At 55.0% G+C, this 16,194-nt stretch carries 11 protein-coding genes; 2 read left to right on the top strand and 9 right to left on the bottom strand.

From position 1 onward, the window contains the following. Positions 1-17: 17 nt before the first annotated feature. The 8 genes from MKZ24_RS15210 to MKZ24_RS15175 all read right to left on the bottom strand — a co-directional run bounded on the left by MKZ24_RS15210 (position 18) and on the right by MKZ24_RS15175 (position 13,329). Positions 18-3,203 (bottom strand): alpha-mannosidase, encoded by a 3,186-nt coding sequence (locus MKZ24_RS15210; RefSeq protein ID WP_340790172.1) that lies wholly within the window; start codon positions 3,201-3,203, stop codon positions 18-20. Between the two features lie 275 nt (positions 3,204-3,478). After that, positions 3,479-4,516, bottom strand: a complete 1,038-nt coding sequence (locus MKZ24_RS15205) for a LacI family DNA-binding transcriptional regulator (protein WP_042238045.1) — start codon at positions 4,514-4,516, stop codon at positions 3,479-3,481. 1,020 nt (positions 4,517-5,536) lie between these two features. Further along, positions 5,537-7,228, bottom strand: a complete 1,692-nt coding sequence (locus MKZ24_RS15200; protein ID WP_340784230.1) for a cellulase family glycosylhydrolase — start codon at positions 7,226-7,228, stop codon at positions 5,537-5,539. A gap of 15 nt (positions 7,229-7,243) precedes the next feature. Then, on the bottom strand, positions 7,244-8,116 hold the full coding sequence (locus MKZ24_RS15195) for a carbohydrate ABC transporter permease (protein WP_340784227.1): 873 nt from the start codon (positions 8,114-8,116) through the stop codon (positions 7,244-7,246). Next, on the bottom strand, positions 8,113-9,000 hold the full coding sequence (locus tag MKZ24_RS15190; protein ID WP_340784220.1) for a carbohydrate ABC transporter permease: 888 nt from the start codon (positions 8,998-9,000) through the stop codon (positions 8,113-8,115). Before MKZ24_RS15190 ends, MKZ24_RS15195 begins: the two co-directional genes overlap by 4 nt. A gap of 32 nt (positions 9,001-9,032) precedes the next feature. After that, entirely contained in the window at positions 9,033-10,355 is a 1,323-nt protein-coding gene (locus tag MKZ24_RS15185) for an ABC transporter substrate-binding protein (RefSeq protein ID WP_340784218.1), read from the bottom strand. Positions 10,356-10,487: 132 nt separating this feature from the next. Further along, positions 10,488-11,561 (bottom strand): response regulator transcription factor, encoded by a 1,074-nt coding sequence (locus MKZ24_RS15180; RefSeq protein WP_340784215.1) that lies wholly within the window; start codon positions 11,559-11,561, stop codon positions 10,488-10,490. Further along, the gene (locus MKZ24_RS15175; RefSeq protein ID WP_052416616.1) at positions 11,539-13,329 is read right to left on the bottom strand and encodes a sensor histidine kinase; all 1,791 of its coding nucleotides are present in this window, start codon (positions 13,327-13,329) and stop codon (positions 11,539-11,541) included. Before MKZ24_RS15175 ends, MKZ24_RS15180 begins: the two co-directional genes overlap by 23 nt. Positions 13,330-13,530: 201 nt before the next feature. Between MKZ24_RS15175 and MKZ24_RS15170 the strand changes: the two genes are divergently transcribed. Next, on the top strand, positions 13,531-14,166 hold the full coding sequence (locus MKZ24_RS15170) for a TetR family transcriptional regulator (RefSeq protein WP_052416619.1): 636 nt from the start codon (positions 13,531-13,533) through the stop codon (positions 14,164-14,166). 13 nt (positions 14,167-14,179) lie between these two features. After that, on the top strand, positions 14,180-15,454 hold the full coding sequence (locus tag MKZ24_RS15165) for an MFS transporter (RefSeq protein WP_042238057.1): 1,275 nt from the start codon (positions 14,180-14,182) through the stop codon (positions 15,452-15,454). 140 nt (positions 15,455-15,594) lie between these two features. Here the strand turns inward: MKZ24_RS15165 and MKZ24_RS15160 are convergent, their stop codons facing one another. Further along, positions 15,595-16,110: a hypothetical protein gene (locus MKZ24_RS15160; protein WP_042238060.1), complete on the bottom strand. Its 516-nt coding sequence runs from the start codon at positions 16,108-16,110 to the stop codon at positions 15,595-15,597. Between the last annotated feature and the right edge of the window lie 84 nt (positions 16,111-16,194).

Genomic DNA, 16,194 nt, shown 5'->3' with positions numbered 1-16,194 from the left:
CATAATTAACGCTCACATCAGGCAAAGACAACATGCAGCGTATGAATCTCATACGGTTTGAAATCAAGGCGGATGGCCGGTCCGTCCACCGCTTCAGTCTCCAGCGGACGCTCCATCAGATCGCGCAGCTGCCAGGAGACGGCGGAGTAATCGCTGCCGATATTCGCCGTGCTGCGTGTTCCCGTATACTCATGCAGTCTGACGATACATCCGCTGCCATCCTCGGCCAGCTTAACGGCATCGACGGCAATGTTCGGCACATCACAGGTGATCAGCGACTTGCCGTTACCGGCGGCATAACCCCCTTCTGCAGCGAGGAGCGGATTATTCAGCGCCCAGGCTTCCTGCACGGTGCCTGCCGCAGCCCAATCCCCTTTATGCGGAAGCAAGGCATACGTGAAGCGGTGCTCGCCCTGGTCAGCCAGCCGGTCCGGGCTGGTTGCCGATTTGATCAGCGACAGCCTCATCGTGTGATCTTTAATGTCGTATCCGTATTTGCAGTCGTTCAGCAGACTGACGCCATAGCCCCGCTCCGACAAGTCCGCCCACTGGTGGCCGACGCTCTCGAACCGCGCATAATCCCAGCTCGTATTCCAGTGGGTCGGCCGCTTCACATTCCCGAACTGGATATCATAGGTAGCTTCCGTCGCGCGAACCGCAACCGGGAAAGCTGCCTTCATCAGCTGATGCTGTTCATGCCAGTCCACCAGGGTCTCGAAATCAATCCGTGCACTTCCGGCATATACCCTAACCTTCTGAGTGATCGAGGAATCCATGTACTTCCAGGTGAACTCAAGCACCGCCTGCAGCGGGCCGCATTCGGTCAGCTCTACAGAGCGCAGATCGCTCACCACCCGCATTTTCTCCTGGTAATACAGATCGATATCCCAGGCATCATACATCTTCGGCTTATCCTCGAATACCTGCAGCAGGTTGCCGCATTCGCCCGGCGCCAGCACCTCACGGGCTTCTCTGCGGTCGAAGATCCGGCTCAGCTGTCCGGCTGCATTCCACTCCAGAATGTAATAAGGGGTAGTTAGCGTAGAATCCTGCCAGGTAAAAGGAACGGAGGGTTCCGTATTCTCTCCGGAAGCGGCGGGTTGTGCAGCGCGGATCACTGCACTGCCCATCGCCGGAACGGTTTCTACCTCAACCAGCCATTGGCCGCCGGAGCGCTGGGCGGACAGCGGGTTGCCGGCGGCATCACTCCAGACGGCATTCTCTGCGCTGTGTGGGACGGCTGCCAGACGGGGACCTCCAAAGAGGGAGCTGTTGAACAGCGTGTACTCCTTGTGTGAATCGGTAGACGCCGGGTCATCCTCACCCGCTGATGCAGCATCAGGGCTGTTAAGGTTGACGAGTCCCGCAGCCGCAGCATTAAGCGCAGCCCGGCCCAGTTGCTCTGCTTCGGCATATTCCAGCCGTGAATCCTGGTAGACCTCATGGATCGAGGAGCCAGGGATAATATCATGGAACTGGTTGCGCAGAATAATCTGCCAGCCTTCCAGGAGCGACTCTGCAGGATATTGTGCATATCCGCCTGTCTCCGCAGCAAGGAGTATCTGCAGCCACTCCGCCTCGCGGTACAGCAGCTCCAGCTTGCGGTTCATTCTTTTGTTATAAGCCTGGCTGGTGTATGTCCCGCGGTGAAACTCCAGATACAACTCCCCGTCCCAGGTATGCACATATTGATCGGTGCCCTCTATAGTTTCATGCAGCCGCTCGAAATAGTCATCCGCCCGGCCCGGCTTCACTTGCGGCAGCCCCGGCATGGTATCCAGCCTCCGGCGCATCTCCAGCATCTCGCGGTTCACACCGCCGCCGCCATCTCCATACCCGTAGGAGAGCAGCAGCTCACGGTTCAGGTTCTTGTCGCGGTACTGGTCCCAGATTCCCTGCACAGAGAAAGGCTCGATAAGGCCGTTATACGTATAGTACCAGGCGCTGGAATCAGGAGCTTCGGGTGTGGTGATGAAGTGGGTCAGTACCTCGCTGCCGTCAATCCCTCTCCAGTGGAACGTATCATGCGGCATGCGGTTGTATTGGCTCCAGCTGATCTTGGTCGTCATAAAGGTGTCAATGCCCGACTTGCGCAGAATCTGCGGCAGCGCCCAGCTGTAGCCGAACACATCCGGCAGCCATAGGTACTTGCAGTCTACGCCAAATTCCTCGCGGAAGAATTTTGTCCCGTACAGAATCTGCCGCACCAGCGACTCGCCACTGGTCAGATTGCAGTCCGCTTCCAGCCACATTGCACCTCCGGCTTCCCAGCGCCCTTCCTCCACCCGCTGCTTAATTTCGCTATAAATCTCCGGATAATCCTGCTTGATGTAGGCATAGAGCTGCGGCTGGGTCTGCAGGAAGATGTACTCAGGGAACTCCTTCATCAGCCGGAGCACCGTAGAGAAGGAGCGGGCCGCTTTCTCCCGCGTATGGGTAAGCCGCCATAACCAGGCCACATCAATGTGGGTATGGCCGATTGCGGTTACCGTAACCGGATGCTGCTGTTCCAGCAAGACCAGGGCCTCAAGCAGGCTCTTCTCGGCCTCCTGGACTGAAGCATAGAAATCCGCGCTGCCGGGCCTTGACCAGTCCAGCTTGTTAAACGAGCGGTTCAATGCCATCAGCAGCTCATGCTTCTCGATCTGGCTGTCGGCAAGCTGCTTGAATGTACCCAGTGCCGCCCGGCCTGTATAATAGAGATTGTCGGCCGCTTCATCCAGATATGCCAGCTCAGCCTGCTTGATCCGGTGTTCCTGAGCAATCAGCTGGCCGTCTCCGTTCAGGCCTGACCATAAGCGGAAGGTGAAGTCCAGCTCCCTGCCAGCGGCATCCTCAAGAAACACCTCCTGGTGATTGGAATCCACGCCCTGATACGGCTTGCCATCCAGAAACAGCAGGGATTCGAAGCCGCTGTTGTTCCCTCCGCCTGTCCGGCCGAAATCGAATATACCTACAATACGTTTCCCCTGCCAAGCTGCGGGTACGGTTATTTTGCGGTGCAGCCACAAATACACATCACTGCCGGTCCAGTAATCCCCTATACGAAGCTTCTTGTCTCCTTCCGGGGCGGATGGATAGACACCATTGTCACCCTCCTGATCCTCTGTAACCAGCCATTCATCAAGCGTAATAACCTCACGGTACCGGTAACCCTCCAGCTCCTTCAACCGCAGTGCAAGCTTCTCTTCAGTCCAAAACATTCCCATTCCGATTTTCCTCCCTTTTGTATAACACGTGTTATAAAATGGGCAGAAAGACGGTCCATCCGTGTAAGGATGGTACCGTTCCCTGCTAATTAGGATAAGCTGCCACTACAAAGTGAATCGCTGCTTAAGGCATATTGCCTGTTAGCTCAGCCGGCTCAGACTATGTGCAAGCTAAAGCTACATCGTCCCCCAGCAGAAGCTGTTCAGGCTGTGCCGGCAGCAAGTGCAACACCCTAAATGGCTTAGCCTCCCCTTCATACCAAGCGCGGTTACGCGCTTTCTCCTGCCCTTAATACTGCTGGAAGCCAGATTTTGTCCGCCTGTCCTGCTTCGTTCCTGCCGTTCATCTGCGTAAGTAAGCAGCGTACCGCCTCTTCCCCCATACTCACATAAGGGATTTCTACGCAGCTTAGAGACGGCAGGCTAAGACGGTGACCCTGAATCGTATTATCTGCCGCCATGATCCGCACATCTTCACCGATACGCAGGCCAAGCTTGTGAGCCGCCCGGTACAGATCGGGAATTGCGCTTGACCAGTTGACCAGCAGCGGCACATGCTGCGGCCCGCTATCCGCCAGCCTCTGCAGGCACGCTGTCCAGTCGCCATGGTGTTCCTCCAGCCGGATCACGATTGGCTCCATCCCATGTGCGCTGCACCAGCCGGTATAGGCATCGCGGCGGTTCCGCTCCGCCCAGTTATCCGCGCTATGCTCATGGTATACCTCGGCATAGACCGGGCCGGGCTGCTGCGGTGTACCCTCCCGCAGCAAATAATTCAGCGCCGTCTCCACACTGCCCGAATAATCGGCCAGCACGGAAAACACACCAGGCACTTCTGCGTACCCTTCCACAGAAACATAGGGGATTCCGGCATTCCCTATGCGGGAAGCCCACTCCTCATCGTGGTAGCTGGTATGATCCAGCGTCACAATCCCGTCGATCTTCCGCCGGTGATATAGCTCCAGCAGCTCGGTCCTGCCGTTGGCGTTCCCCTTATGGCGCGGAGAGCAGAGCAGAATATGATACCCGCTGAGCTCACACTCCCGCTGCATGCCTTCCAGTAGCCGGGTGAACAGCGGATGACGCGTATCACCGAAAGCGGCAAGCGTCATGCTTCTTCCCGTCTTCATGCTGCGCGCTCCGGCGTCCACATGGTAATTCAGCTCGCGGATGGCTTCCAGCACGGCTTCGCGCGTCTCCGCTCCAACCCCGATGCCGGGAGTATCATTCAGCACCGCAGATACTACACTGCGGGACACGCCTGCCCGCTTGGCTACGTCAAAGCTGGTCACTCTTTTTTTGCCCATATATCAGCACCTCACCGAGAGTATAACACGTGTTATCAAAAGTTGTATAGCGCTTTCTTTCATTTTTATGCCTGCTGACTTTTCGCCTTATGCATTGCGCAGATGAATTTGTGCTAGCTTTCGGAACGAATCGGACTTCTGCCTAAAGCAGAGGAGCTTTCGGGCTTTAACTGTATTTAGTGCAATTAAAACAGCAAGATTTTGTCAGACGAGTACTATAGTTGCACTCTCTCTCTGCAGTTATATTTAAAGTTATTCCTTAGAGCATCACCATTTGCCGGTTTTAGTTGTACAGAATACAGTTAGCGGAATAAAACCGGCTTTTCCCGGCTTTTAATTGTACGAAATACAGTTATTTGCTCGCTGCATACAATTATCTGCTATCCGCGTTCCATAACCACACTTCACTTAATTCGGTACCGGCTGAAAATCTACTCCCCCTGATGGAGACATCCAGGAAGCCCTGTAATCATAATTGTTGTATGTTTTACAACTTTGATTCACGGATAGTTCGGTGTTCGGGAGGATTGTTGTATAAAATAAGAAAAATCCGGCTAAGCCGTCTGAAACAGGAAAAATGTTGCATTTGATATAACAATATTGGATTTGAATCGATATTAGGCGGAAAATGTTGTATTTTGTGTAGGATTTCACAAAAAGTCACCCGCTACCTGCCACGGAAAGCGGATGAATGAGGAAATTCCTGAGGTAACAAAGGTAACAAAGTATTATTGCATACAAAAAGGCCCGTAAACTGCGGAAACGCAATTCACGAGCCTTATCACATTAGCTGAATGATCCTGTTAGCGCAGACGGGCATGCTTGTCTGCATTCCCATACTGTACCTTTACTGTACCTTCGCTGTACCTTCGCTGTACCTCTACTTTTCCTGCACTCTAACTATATTCTATTCTTACATTACCTCTACCCTACCATTTACTCTACTTTTACTGCACCCTCGCCGTTCCTTCTCTGCATCCATACTGTACCTTCATGTTGTACCTTTACAGCACCTTTGCACTACCGCAAATCCAGCCACTCCAGGGATGCCGCACCCGATGCAGCGCTGACTGTCAGCTCATGTGCTCCAGCTTCCAGCGGCTGACCACTCTGAATCCGCACCGTCTGCCAGTCCTGCCCGGAGTCCGAGGCATTACCGTGAATCCGGCCGATCTCCTGACCATCCAGCTTCACCATCAGCTCACTGTCCGAGCCGCTCATCAGGACCCGCAGCTCCAGAGCCAGCAAGCCCTCCAAGTCCCCCAGCTTCAGCAGCTCCATATCCCCAGCCGCAACCGCAACCGTAAATTCATACGCTGCCCAGTCCCCCTCCGCCAGATCCACACACAGCCTCTCCTCAGGCAGCCAGGCCTGGCCGCGGCCGTGCTGGAAATTGGGTACCGTCCGGTCTCCCTCCACGAAGCGGAAGTTCATTCCGTCCTCCTCCCGGAAGCCCGTGCCTACCGCAGCCTGTCTGCCGGAAGCTCTCCCGAAGCTGAGACCGCTCCCCTTGTAGCCATAAAATATAGCAGGAATCCTCACCGGCAGCCGCCGGAACAGCGAGTGGACCACCTCTGAATGGTACACACAGTTGTCCAGGCTCAGATTGAGCAAATATTCGTCCAGAATCTCTTGAGCCTCCACACGCTCCGGCTTCGCACCTCCCTCCAGATAGCGGACCAGCTTAGGCCAGCCCTCAGGAGGAACGATGGAGCAGGGGGAGTTATCCGTGTCGAGCTTCTTCCAGGTCCAGAAGTTCCAGGAGATGCCGTGATCCTCAAACAACTGGAAAGCGCCGGCATACCAGTCCTTATTATTCTCCCCGCCCTCCCCCATGAACAGCGGCACATTCAGCCGCTCTCTTACGTCGAGATACTTCTGAATGCTCTCCGTATCCGGGTTGTTCCAGTACTTGTGAAACTGCAGCATTACATTATCATCCGGCAACTTATTATCAGGCAATCCCTCGAAGATCGACCAGTCCGTCGCCCAGTGCACGCCCTCCAGAATAATCATATGCAGGGCATCGACCTCCCGGATAGCCGCAATAATCTCGCTGTACAGCGGCATCACCTGGTCATTGTATTGCGAGAACCAGTCCGGCAGCGGCTCGTTCAGCAAATCATAACCCGCTACGATCCACTCGTCCTTATACCGCTGCGCAAGCATCCGCCAGATGGCGATGGTCAGCTGCTTGTTACGCTCATCTGTGAACAGCTCCGGCAGATCCCGCGCGGAGTCGTCGATATTCGTTCCGGTCTGGCCTCCGGGTGCTCCATGCAGATCCAGAATGGCGTAGATTCTGTGCTCCCTGCACCAGCCAATGATCTGATCCAGCCGCACCAGATGCTCCTCATGCCAGCCGGACACTCCCTCTTCTTCCCGCAGGATATAGCGGGCGTTAATCGGAATCCGGATCGAGTTGAAGCCTTCTGCGGCAATCCGCGCAATATCCGTTTCGGCCACATAGCGGTCATAATAGGTCTCCCAGAACGCCTCCGCCCCGTCAGCACCAATTAGCGCTGTAATCATCGCTTCGATCCGGCGCGGACGGTCTCCCTGTTCCGGGAAACGCCACATGTACCCTTCAGGCAGCAGCCAGCTGCCAAGCCCCACACCCCTCAGCAGCAGCTCGCGCCCTTCCCCGTTTCTTAAGCGGTGCCCGTCTGCATAGAGAAACCCGCTTACTTCATGATGGTCCGGGTGAATCATTTGTTTTTCCTCCCTTTACCCTTTGACGGCGCCTTCGGCAATGCCATTCAGAATGTATTTTTGCAGCAGCAGATATAGAATCACAACGGGCAGCATCGTCAGCACCAGCGAAGACAGAATCGCCGACCAGTCATTATTGCCATATTGCCCGAACAGCATATTGGTGGACAGCAGCAGCGTATATTGATCGGCATCCGTGAGCATGAGCAGCGGCAGCAGAAAGTCATTCCACATCCACAGCAGGTTGAGAATCGCCACAGTTGTCGTAATCGGTAGCAGAAGCGGAAAAATAATCGTAGTGAACAGCCTGACCTCCCCGCAGCCGTCGATTACCGCAGCCTCATCCAGATCCCGGGGGACCGATTTGACGAATCCGTGATACAGGAAGATGGCCATCGACACACCCAGCCCGATATAGATTAGGCCGAGGCCGACCGTGGTGCCCTGCACCGCCAGCTTCATGGAGATCCGGTTCAGCGAGATCATAATCGAATGAAACGGAATCAGCATCGACAGGACGAACAGGTTGAACAGGAACGTGCTCAGTCTGCCGGGTGTTCTGGACAGCTTATAGCCGGCCATGGACGAGAATAGAATAATACCGACGAGACCAGTAGCCGCGACTACCACCGTATTGCCGAGACTGCGCAGGAAATTGGTTTTCTCAAAAGCATCACTATAGTTGCCGAATTCCAGCTTACTCGGAATGGCCAGAATATTATTCATCATGTCCCCTTCCGTCTTCAGAGAGTTGAGCACCCCCATGTAGATTGGAAAGAGCGTAATTACGGCACCTGCCAGCAGGAAAAGAAAGACGATAAACGAAGACAATCTGCGCCGCCCCGCAATACCGGACTTCAATGTTGAATTCAACCGGACGGTACTCATGCCTCCACCTCTCTTCGTTTCATAATGCTCAGCTGTATCAGCGTGATCACCAGGACCACCAGGAACAGGATCATCGCCTTGGCACTGGCGTAGCCGTAGCGGCCGCTCATCTTGAACGCTTCCTCAAAAATATTCAGCGCGAGCACCTGGGTCGCTCTTCCCGGTCCACCCCCGGTGAGCGCGAACACGGCGTCAAAAGCCTTGAACGAGCTGTTCAGCGTCACGAAGATACCGATCGTTACAGCCGGATAGACCATAGGCAGTGTAATGCTGCGGAAGGTCTGCCAGCTATTCGCGCCGTCAATGGCAGCCGCTTCCTTGAGCGCATCCGGCACCCCTTGCAGCGCCGCAATATAGATCACCATCAGGTAACCTACGCCGCCCCACAAGGAGACAATGACAATCGCCAGAAAAGAATATTTCGGGTCGCCGATCCACGACTGGTCCAGAAAAGCCAGGCCCGCATGCTCAGCGATATAAGGCAGTGCTTTGGTGAAAATAAACAGCCACATGAATCCGCCGATAATCATGCTGATCATGTTCGGCATGAAGAAGATCGTCCGGAACCAGGCCTTGCTGCTGCGGCGGGATTCGATCAGCACAGCCAGCAGCACCGCCAGCACATTCTGCAGCACGACCATAAAAACTACAAATTTCAGGGTAAACCAGACTGAATCGATGAAAAAAGCATCATCCGTCAGCGCTTCGATGTAATTGGCGAATCCCACCAGATGGTAGGCGGGATTCAATCCGTTCCAGTCCGTGAAGCTGTACCATGCCCCGCCGAAGGCGGGAGCAAGCATGAATACGGCGTAGAACAGCAGGGCGGGAAACACGAAGGCCAGCAGAATGAGCGACTGTTTGCTTTTACTGCTTCCACTCATCTCTATCACTCCTATGCTGTTTCTGGGTTTCCTTAGTTACCTGCTTTTACCGCATTGGCCCAGGTCTTGTCGAGCGTCTTAATGAATTCCTCCTGAGTTACACCCTTGGTGTAATAGCTCTGCAGCAGCTTGGCCGTCTCATCGGTTACGCCGTTCGGGAGCGACAGATCCAGATAAGCCTTGCCTTCGGAGACATAAGAGCTGGCCTCGGTCACCCACGGATAGGTATTGTAGGTGTGCTGCTTCGCCACCGGATTAAATTTCAGCTCCTCGAACAGCGCCGAAGAATCCTGGTCATCCAGCACATAATTCACCAGATCCAGCGCCACAGCCTTGTTCTTGCTGTTAGGGGATACCGCCAGAGATGTCGAGGTCGCCAGATTAATCTGTGTAGCCGCGGGATCGTTACTGACTGGCAGCGGAGCCACACCAAATTCCATATCAGGATTGGCTTTGAGGATGGATTCCGCCTGCCACGGTCCCTGCACCCACATTGCCGCTTTGCCGTTCGCAAAATCCGTGGACCCTGCCGCACTGCCCACCTCAAACGGTTTATCCGTGCCGTTCGCCATAATCAGATCAATAATGTTGAAGACATCCTTCACATCGGCATAGGAGGCTTCGCCTTTGTTCATCTTCTCCACCCAGTCCGGATGCTCGGAGGATACGATGCCTCCAAGAGACAGCGCCATCATCAGCTGCGGAATCCACGATTCCTGGAAGCTCAGCTCGAACGGCTTAATCCCGGCTGCATTCAGCTTGTCAATCGCTGCCTGCATGTCATCCAGTGTCTGCGGCGGCTGAATGCCGAGCTCGCTGAAGATTTGCTTGTTGTACAGATATCCCCAGGACAGGCTCTCCAGCGGCAAAGCTACAACTTTATCATCATAGGTAACGGTCTGCCGGACACTGTCATACAGCTTCGGTACGAAGTCCTGATCCGACAGATCGCTCAGATAGCCGGCCTTGTAATACCGGGGCACATCCGCAATCGCATGGAGGGTGAATACATCCGGCGCATCATTTGAGGCCATCCGGGTCTCCAGAATCTGCTTGGCCTGATCCGGGTTCGGCATCTCCAGCTTGACGGTGACATCAATATTTTTCTCCGCCAGCTCCTTGGCCTTGAATTGCTCGAAATATTTATCGAATTGATCCTTAAAACGCGGGAAGCTCATGAATACCTTCAGCTCCACTTTTTGGGCCGGGCCTTCAGTCGCTGCTGCTGCCGCACTTTCTGACGGCTTGCTGCTTGCGCTCTCCCTTGGCGTATTTCCATTTGAACCGGAGCTGCACCCCGATACAATCCCCAGAACAAGCATCAGTGCCATTGCTGTATTAAGCGCTTTCTTCATTTCTGTTACCCCCTTCTGTTATGTCTGCCTCTTTAGTCTAGGGGATATAAGGGGCAGCGTCTTTTAAGGATATTAACATCGGGAGTTGCATTATATTGATACGCTTTCATTTTTATTTATCATCCGCAAAATTCACTTCTCGCTCCGCAGCTCTCCGGGGGTAATGCCGTAGTGCTTCTTGAAGACACGGTAAAAGTATGCCAGATCCTCGTACCCGCAGAGTCCAGCAGCATCTTTGATCGGCATGTCACGCCCTGCGATCAGCTCTCTGGCCCGCTCCATTCTCAGCCGGGTAATCCGGTCGAGTACCGTGTCTCCCGTTGCGGCCTTGAAAGCGCGGCTGAGATGCTCCTTCGTCACCAGGAAATGTACGGCGATGCCCTCCAGCGACACCTGCTCCAGGTAATGATTCCGGATATAATCCTCAACCTCCGCCAGATCAAGCTTAACGCGGTTCTTGCGCTGCTCCAGAAGCGTGTTGATCAGCTCTGTGAAGTGATCCCCAAGCCCCGTTACCATGGTCTGAACTGACGGCCATGGCTTATCGGGCCTATCGGACGTATCCGGCGTATCCGCCGCCGTGACACCCCCGTTTGTCTTCGCAGCTTCACCGGCTAGCAGCAGCAGATCACGGGCAGTCCGCTCGATCATTGCTTCCAGCTGATGCTGCGGCACCGAGCGTTCCAGCTCCCGTCCCAGCTTCTCCAGCTCTTCTCTTGCCGCCGGCTTGTTCAGCGCGAGCAGCTGATCATAGATCCGCTGGCGGTAGGCGAGATAACGCTCCATCAGCGGCTGATCCATGAGCATCAGCGGTGATCCGGTTAAGCGCTGCCGTTCCCGCTCCTTCGCGCACTCCGAGAGCACGTTATTCAGCTCTGCCCGGTCCACCGGCTTCAGCAGATATTCAACCGCCTTCGAGCGGATCGCCTGCTTCAGGTAGACGAAGTCATCATATCCGCTCATCACAATAATCTGCACCTCCGGGTACTGATGCTTCAGTCTTTCCAGCAGCTCGACCCCGTCCAGTCCGGGCATCCGCATATCGGTAATTACTAGCCCCGGATGAAGCTTCTCCACCAGCTCAAGTCCTTCGATTCCGTCCTCCGCTTCGCCGATCACCTGCATTCCGTGTTCTTCCCAGGCGCCGAGCGACTTCACGACCTGTCTGGACCAGGGCTCATCGTCAATAATCAGAACCTTCAGCATTCCGCTCTCCCCCCTCTGCGGCCGCAGGCCACTGGATCACAACCAGTGTTCCCGCCCCGGCCTTGCTGTATATACGCATTCCATACTTCTCTCCAAATTGCAGCACCAGCCGTGAATGGACGTTGTGCAGGCCGATGCCCTTTCTCCGCCGGGGCTCTCCCGCTCCGGGATCGGCCAGCATCGTGACATTCCCCCGGAGTGCCGCACGGATCTCCTCGAGCCGCTCCGGCGTCATGCCTACGCCTTCGTCCTTAACCATGAATACAGTGCGGCTGCCAACGGTCCGGATCCGGATCAGCAGCCTCCATTGCCCGCGCTGTGGCTGCAAGCCATGCTCAAAAGCGTTCTCCACCAGCGGCTGCAGCGTGAAGCGCGGCAGCAGGCTGGCCCGGGAGAACTCATCCGCCTCAGTCACCACTGTACAACGCCCCAGGAAGCGGTTCTCCTGAATGAACACATAGTTGCGCACATGCTTAAGCTCTTCCTCCAGCTTCACCAGCCCGCCTTCATTGCTGATCGAATAACGCAGCAGGTCGCCAATCACCCGGGTGATGTTATAAATATCATCAGCATTCCTCGACAAAGCCATCCCCCCGATCAGCTGGAGCGTATTGTTCAGGAAATGCGGATTGATCTGGGCCTGAAGAGCGAGCAGCTGGGCATTCTTGACCTCAATCTCCTGGCGGTATTCCACCTCAATCAGCTCCCGTATCCGTTCCATCATCGAGTTGTAGCCGCGCTCCAGCAGCCCGATCTCATCACGGCTCTGCACCGAGTGCTGTTCGAAGTTGCTGACATGCGCCTTGCGCATCGACACCGCCAGACTGACAATCGGGCGGGTAATCCGCAGCGAGAACAGGATAGACAGCAGAATGGAGGCAATCATGAACAAGCCTCCGGTCAGAAAACCGGCAGCAATCGTAGGCCGTGCGCTCTTGGCGACAGTGGACAAGGGAATGGCTTTCACGACCGTAAGCTGACCATCGGCCACTTTTTTCATGAAGAAGAAATAGCCGTCCTCCTGCCGGAATTCAAGTTCATGCTCAGAGACGGCAAGATTCTGCAGCCGCCTGCCGATATCACCGGAGCTCTCGGAAATGCTCGAGCCGGAGAGCAGCTCGCCCTCATCATTCAGCAGGAAGACCGAGCTCTCGTCCTCGGACTGGAGTATATGGCTGACCTCCTCCCATACCTCCCGATTGATCCGCACGCCTATGCCTCCGAGCAGCCGGTGATCCTCGAACCGGTTAATGCCGTGGTAGGCATAGATGCCGGTGCCGTTCTGCTTGAAATACATATTGACCGGCCCGTAGGGCAGCCGGCTCCAGGGGCCCTCACCGATATCCAGCGGGGAAACGCTTCCACTATTCACGAAGTCAACGGAGATGGCTTTTAATTGGTCATGCATGTACAGTGTCAGCTCGTCTACCTTCCGGGAGTTCGTATAGAACTGCGAGGTTATGGCTTCGCGGATATTGTTCAGCGAACGGTACTGGACACTAATGTCCGGGCTGTCCGTACCCGTTAACCCCGCCATAAGCTGAGGGTTAATCTGCAGGGTGTAGAACAGGGTATCCAGCTGCTCAATCAGCTCATCCAGATACTGGTCCGCCCACTGCATCCGGGAGTTATTCGCATTGATCATTTCCTTCTCCACGGATTGCCGCGTATTGTACGTGGCAATGGTGGTAACAGTGAGCACCGGCAATGTGGTCAGGCAAATCATGATGACCAGGAGCCGGACCCGGAGACTTGTCCGCTTCATCATAGGCTGATTCCTTTCTGCGAAGCTGGATTGCTTTTACCGTCAAAATATAGCATGCCGGATCAGGCCAGACAATACGGTGCTGAGAATATTGCTGGCCGGGGAGTGGATATAGCGGCCGATTCAACTGCCACTTGTTAAATGACAATGATGTCATTATAATATTAATGACAAGCGTGTCATTATTTGAGAGGGGGAAGTGAGATGTCACCCAGAATATCCGACCAGCAAAAAGAACAGCGGAGGATGCAGATCCTCGGTGCCGCCAAAGTGGTGTTCACCGCCAAGGGCTATGAAGCAGCTACGTTCACAGATATCCTGGAGGAAACAGGGATGAGCCGGGGCTGGATCTATTTGTATTTCCAGACCAAGGAGGAAATATTTGAAGCGCTGCTCGATCAGCAGGATAGTGAATATGAGGCCTATACAGCAGCCCTGTTATCGGCACACCCTGGGGTGTGGGAAGTCATCCGGCAGATGTACGCCGATCAGCAGGCAGAGCTGCTGCGCATGCCGGGCGGAAGTTTCCTTCCGGCCTTCTATGAGTATTTCCTGGGCGGCTCCAGGGATGAACGGCGGCGAAGCCTGCTGCTGAAGCGGTACGAGACCGGAATTGCCCGGTTTGAGGCACTGCTGCACTCAGGCGTGGAGCGGGGGGAATTCAGCCCGCTTATGCCGCTTGCGCAGCTGGCGAGAATTACAGCCTCTTACCAGGAAGGAATCATGACCCACACTCTTGCCGTAGGCCCGGAGCTCGCTCACACGGAATTCCAGATTAACGCGCTGCTTAATTATCTGGAGCAATTACTGAAGCCCGGGCGCCGCCCGGCTGAAGAATAGGAGGCCCCGCCACATGTCCGCACTCTTCCGCAATCCCGTCTTTACCAGGCTGTTCCTGGCCGCCTTCGCTTCACAGCTCGGGACAGTTGTCGGGAACATGGCCTTTGCCTATTACCTTGTGGACCATTTCAGCACGCGTCCGGCACTGGCGGCAACGGCTGAACTGATGTATTCCTTGCCCACCCTTGCCGTGTTCTGGCTTGTCGGAGTCATCGCCGACCTGCTCGACCGCAAGAAGATTGCCGCTTACAGCGACTGGATCCGGGCCGGATTAACGCTGCTGCTCCTGGTATGCGTACATGGTCAATTGCTTACCTTATGCTTCCTGGTGTTGTTCCTGCGCAGCGCCATTGCGAAGTTCTTCGGCCCCGCCGAGATGGGCCTGCTGCAGGGCAGCATCGGGCAGGCGCAATATGTTCAGGCAGCGGGCCTGAACCAGATGATTATGGGGCTGTTTATGCTGTTCGGCATGAGCCTTGGCGCGGCGGCTTACCGCTTTCTCGGGATTGAAGGTGCTATCCTTATCGACGGGGCGAGCTTCCTCATCTCCGGACTCCTGATCCTAAGCTGCCGGTTCACAGCTGAAGTGCGGATGCCCAGCGGACACTACGCACTGCGGGATATCCGGTTTCCGCAGCTGCTTAAAGATTTCCGTGAAGGGCTGCGTTATATCCTCGGGCACAAGCTGCTCCTTACACTCATCTCCGGCTTCCTGTTCTTCGGCATCGTCAACGGCGTATTTGCCGTCCTGCCTATTTTTGCAATGAAATACAAGCTCAGCCCGGATAACTATATGCTTCACGCCTCGCTGATCACCCTCTGCCTGGGCACCGGCTTCCTGATCGGCAGCCTCGCCGGCTCCGCGCTGATCCGCCGGTTCACACGCCCCCGGGTGCTGATCTTCGGACTGCTGTTATCCAGCCTGCTGATTGTTGCCCTGGGCTCGGCGGACACCCTCTGGATCTATCTCCCGCTCGTTCTGATCGAAGGCATCTGCATTGCGCCGGTGAATATCGCGCTGGGCAGCTGGCTGCCGGAGCTGGTCATCCCGCAGAACATGGGGCGGGTGAATGCAATGATTGAGCCGGTGATGATGCTCGGCCATTCCCTGGCGCTTGGTTTTGTCGCTATTGCATTTCCGGCTGTCGTGTCGATCACTTGGCTTCACTACATTCTGGGCCTATGCACCCTGCTGGTCAGCGTGTATTACGGATTCGCCCTGCCTCCGCTCGTCCGCAGGCTGGCCCTGCCTAACGGGAATTCTTCAGCCGCTGAAAGAGCTGGCTAAGGCCGTACCAGATAACTGTTTATTCGATCGAATGCACAGCAAAAAGGATGCCCCAAGCCCATGATCCATTACATTCGGCTTTAGGGACATCCTGTCTCAATTTTTCCTGCTTCTTCATGCTTTTTCACAGCTGCCTCTGTTTATTTTTGCAGCTCCAGATCCTTTTGCTTCAGCAGATCAGCGTATTCCGCTTTGTACTGCTCCAGCTTCAGCTTCAAATCGGCGCTGTCCGGACTCGATTTCAGCAGGCTGCTGGTGGCCAGGATATTATTGACCGCCGTATCAATTTTAGCGTCGATAACTTCGATTCTGCTCTTGGTCACGCTCAAGGCGGGATCAGGCGTAACAATCGGCACAGGACCAAGAATGGCATTCTTATCGCTTGAGGAAGAAGCGCCTCCCTCTGTCTTTTCATCCAGACTGATCGTTTTACCTTCTACGGAAACCTTGAATCCGGCTAATTCTCCGATTGCACGGACGGGTGCATAGCTTTTGCCGTCAATTACGATGGCCGGATCGGCCAGCTTCTTGCCATACACCTTCACGGTATACTCCGCCTGAATTGCCTTTCCTACCAGTGTTGCCGAAGCGCCCAGCGCCTGCGCACCCACCATCAGTATCGCCCCGGCAATGAATCCGGCAGCAATCTTTTTCATAAGAAATTCACTCCCCGTCAAAGACTATGACTACTATTCTACCATTTCACAGCCGCCTGTGCCGACATTTGCCGGTGATTCCAT

Origin of the sequence: Paenibacillus sp. FSL R7-0297 (assembly GCF_038009025.1) — a bacterium.
GTDB lineage: Bacteria > Bacillota > Bacilli > Paenibacillales > Paenibacillaceae > Paenibacillus_AQ.
This window is presented reverse-complemented; position numbering and strand designations above follow the sequence as displayed.

Bases quoted from the DNA above. Each gene is read 5' to 3' on its own strand.
- MKZ24_RS15210 (WP_340790172.1), bottom strand. From the start codon at position 3,203: ATGTTTTGGACTGAAGAGAAGCTTGCACTGCGGTTGAAGGAGCTGGAG.
- MKZ24_RS15205 (WP_042238045.1), bottom strand. From the start codon at position 4,516: ATGGGCAAAAAAAGAGTGACCAGCTTTGACGTAGCCAAGCGGGCAGGC.
- MKZ24_RS15200 (WP_340784230.1), bottom strand. From the start codon at position 7,228: ATGATTCACCCGGACCATCATGAAGTAAGCGGGTTTCTCTATGCAGAC.
- MKZ24_RS15195 (WP_340784227.1), bottom strand. From the start codon at position 8,116: ATGAGTACCGTCCGGTTGAATTCAACATTGAAGTCCGGTATTGCGGGG.
- MKZ24_RS15190 (WP_340784220.1), bottom strand. From the start codon at position 9,000: ATGAGTGGAAGCAGTAAAAGCAAACAGTCGCTCATTCTGCTGGCCTTC.
- MKZ24_RS15185 (WP_340784218.1), bottom strand. From the start codon at position 10,355: ATGAAGAAAGCGCTTAATACAGCAATGGCACTGATGCTTGTTCTGGGG.
- MKZ24_RS15180 (WP_340784215.1), bottom strand. From the start codon at position 11,561: ATGCTGAAGGTTCTGATTATTGACGATGAGCCCTGGTCCAGACAGGTC.
- MKZ24_RS15175 (WP_052416616.1), bottom strand. From the start codon at position 13,329: ATGATGAAGCGGACAAGTCTCCGGGTCCGGCTCCTGGTCATCATGATT.
- MKZ24_RS15170 (WP_052416619.1), top strand. From the start codon at position 13,531: ATGTCACCCAGAATATCCGACCAGCAAAAAGAACAGCGGAGGATGCAG.
- MKZ24_RS15165 (WP_042238057.1), top strand. From the start codon at position 14,180: ATGTCCGCACTCTTCCGCAATCCCGTCTTTACCAGGCTGTTCCTGGCC.
- MKZ24_RS15160 (WP_042238060.1), bottom strand. From the start codon at position 16,110: ATGAAAAAGATTGCTGCCGGATTCATTGCCGGGGCGATACTGATGGTG.